At 29.6% G+C, this 2,821-nt stretch carries 2 protein-coding genes; one reads left to right on the top strand and one right to left on the bottom strand.

The annotated features are described in order from the left end of the window. Window positions 1-540: 540 nt before the first annotated feature. Window positions 541-1,533 carry a replication initiation protein gene (locus PVA17_RS24575; protein WP_274069310.1) on the top strand — a complete coding sequence of 331 codons (993 nt, stop codon included), beginning with the start codon at window positions 541-543 and terminating at the stop codon, window positions 1,531-1,533. Between the two features lie 214 nt (window positions 1,534-1,747). Here PVA17_RS24575 and PVA17_RS24570 read toward each other — a convergent pair whose 3' ends face one another. Continuing rightward, window positions 1,748-2,725 (bottom strand): hypothetical protein, encoded by a 978-nt coding sequence (locus PVA17_RS24570; RefSeq protein WP_274069309.1) that lies wholly within the window; start codon window positions 2,723-2,725, stop codon window positions 1,748-1,750. Between the last annotated feature and the right edge of the window lie 96 nt (window positions 2,726-2,821).

The raw sequence follows: 2,821 nt of genomic DNA, 5'->3' as shown, positions 1-2,821 counted from the left end.
GATTATTTAAATTAAAGATATTAATTATATTGTATTTAATAGAAAGCTATATATATCATATGCTGAGACGCTTTAATTGAAACAAAAAGTACCCTCTATTGAAACAAAAAATACCTTCTATCAAAACAAAAAGTACCTTCTATTAAAACAAAAAATACCCCTCGATTAAAACAAAAAATACCCTATTGAAACAAATTATACCCTCTAATTGAAACAAAAAGTACCCTCCTGTTGAAACAAGTTATACTCTATTGAAACAAATTGTACCCTCTTATTGAAACAAAAAATACCTTCTGTTGAAACAAATTATACCCTATCGAAACAAATTGTACCCTTTAATTGAAACATGTTATTAACCTTGTTGCAATATGGTTTTTTTTTCTTTTTTATTGTATTCAGGTTATAAATTTTGGTGTTAATCTACAATCTTAGATAAAAAAACAACTGATTTCAACAAAAAAAAGACTTTATTGTTACAAGGGTTGCTATACGTTACAATGCGAGGGTATAATTTGTTTTAATAGAATATGAGGTGATTACTTGAGAAAAAATCCAAAATCAAATATTGTTTCTAACGAAAATTCTATTGCTAAAAGCAATGAGTTATCCATGTCCAAATTGAATAACGGATTAACCCTTCAACAAATGCAGTTACTTTCTTTTGCTATATATTCATCACAAAAGAAAACAAATACGTCTTTCCATAAACACGAGTTCGAAAAATATTTCGACATATCAAAGTACCCATCAAAATCAGCTTCTGAGGATGCAAAAAAACTAATAGATTTAAAAATCGCTGCTACTGAAGATTTAATAAATGACGAATTTGATTATTGGAATGTTTTTGTTCGAATTACATATAAATCTGGATTATTCAATTTCGAATGGTCACAGTATATGATCCCTCACATTATTGAATTGAAAGAAAAGTATGTGTTATTGGATCTGAAAATAACCGCAAAATTTAAAAGTAGCTACTCTTGGAAACTCTATGAGTATTTAAAAGCACATTACGGTTATTGGACCAAATGCTTGAAACGAGAAGAACTATTAAACTTATTTAGTGTTGAGGAAAATAAGTCATATGTAAAAAATACGGGTCTATTCAAAAAAAGAGTATTAGATGTAGCTATTAATGAAATCAATAACTATACGGAATTAGAGGTCGATTATAAAGAAATTAAGAGTGGACGTAGTATTACTCACTTTGAAATCTTTTGGTCTAAGGGCGAGGTGATTAGTGCAGCGAGTGCAAATCAACTGAATGAAATTCACAAGTACCTTAATGCGATTATGGAAGATACATTTAAAATAATAGGTATGAATGATACCGAGAAACGGGATAAAGGATTGAATATATTAACATCGGCCAAGGAAATTGAACAAGAAATAGAATCCGAAGAAGTCTCGGCATCCAGGGCTGATTTTCTTATTACTAATTTAAAGAATATGCTGGCTCAAATAAATATACTATTTGTTGAAGAAAATAGAAAAGCACCCCAGTTTTATAATTGGCTTGAAGAAAGAGATTAATAATATCACTTTAAATTATGTAGTACATGTTTAATAGTTTAATGTTTAAAACAGTCGAACTTAGTTTTTTAAGCTAAGTTCGGCTTTTTATTTATCTAGGCGATTAGTAACTATAACTTTAATTTTGCTGTTGTTGGATGGGTCTAAGGACGCCTGTTTGTCGGCATAATGTTATGCTCTATGAATCATTTAGGCGTGTACAAGGATTGAACCTCTAAAATAAACAATTATCTAAACGACTTCTTTCTTGAAATTCTTTATAATCCCATACATTAATTATATTTTCAACAGCCACATTATTTCCTTTCAATAATGATGTTAAGATCATATCGAAATCACCCGTTTGATGTTCATTTAAACGACAAAGAGCATGGGCAATCTTACTTATGTCCTCTTCAGGCAAGAACTCTTTAAAAACTTCAAATCCACATTTGCGTAGATTTCTTAAATAAAGTGATAGTAATAAATTAAGTAATCTTTTTTTCATTACTAAACATGAGTCTCCATCATCATCAGAAAATTCGCCATCATAACCATCGTATATTTTGATTTTGCTCAAGTGTTCTTTAAATTCAATTACAAAGGGTTGCCCGAATGTATCAGCCCAATCGTTTAGAAAGGATTCAGCATCTTTCAATATGTCTGCCACATTTTTAATAAATTCAGGAGTATCAGGAAACTCATTATTGTAATTACTAATATCTAATGTTCTCGCGAATGCCCAAACTTCTGGGTCTGTATATAATTTTGCGTCTATCCAATACATAGGATTATGTGAATCGTCATCATGTTCATGAATATTATAAGTTTTTCCCTCTATATGTACTAGGTGATTCTCTAAATCAAATTCGATATGATGCTTTTTAAAAAATGTTTTAAGCGTTGTATCCGCAGTTACCATATGAGGTAGATTGTAGATAAGGCTACTAAATACATCTGCTTTATTATTCCTTGTGGTAAAGTGGTAACTTTTTATCCATAGATTACTTATATCAATGCTTTCCCAATCAATCTCTATATTGTGTTCTAAGTACCTTAAATCAAAGGCTACATCAAATTCTTCTGACTCTTCAAAGAGATATTGTGATAAAAACTCTTTAACCCTTGTATAGTTTTTTCCTAATAAAAATTTTATTCCTTCGTCTATCCCTTTTTTACTTTGGAGATCCAATAAGAAATGATTGTCCATCATCTACACCCACCCGATTAAATATTAAATTCATTATATCAAAACCTAAATATTCTAAAATAATATTTAGTGAAAATATACCATACATTGGATATATAG

The sequence above is a fragment of the Lysinibacillus sp. CNPSo 3705 genome, assembly GCF_028674935.1.
Taxonomy (GTDB): Bacteria; Bacillota; Bacilli; order Bacillales_A; family Planococcaceae; genus Lysinibacillus.
This window is presented reverse-complemented; position numbering and strand designations above follow the sequence as displayed.

Bases quoted from the DNA above. Each gene is read 5' to 3' on its own strand.
- PVA17_RS24570 (WP_274069309.1), bottom strand. From the start codon at position 2,725: ATGATGGACAATCATTTCTTATTGGATCTCCAAAGTAAAAAAGGGATA.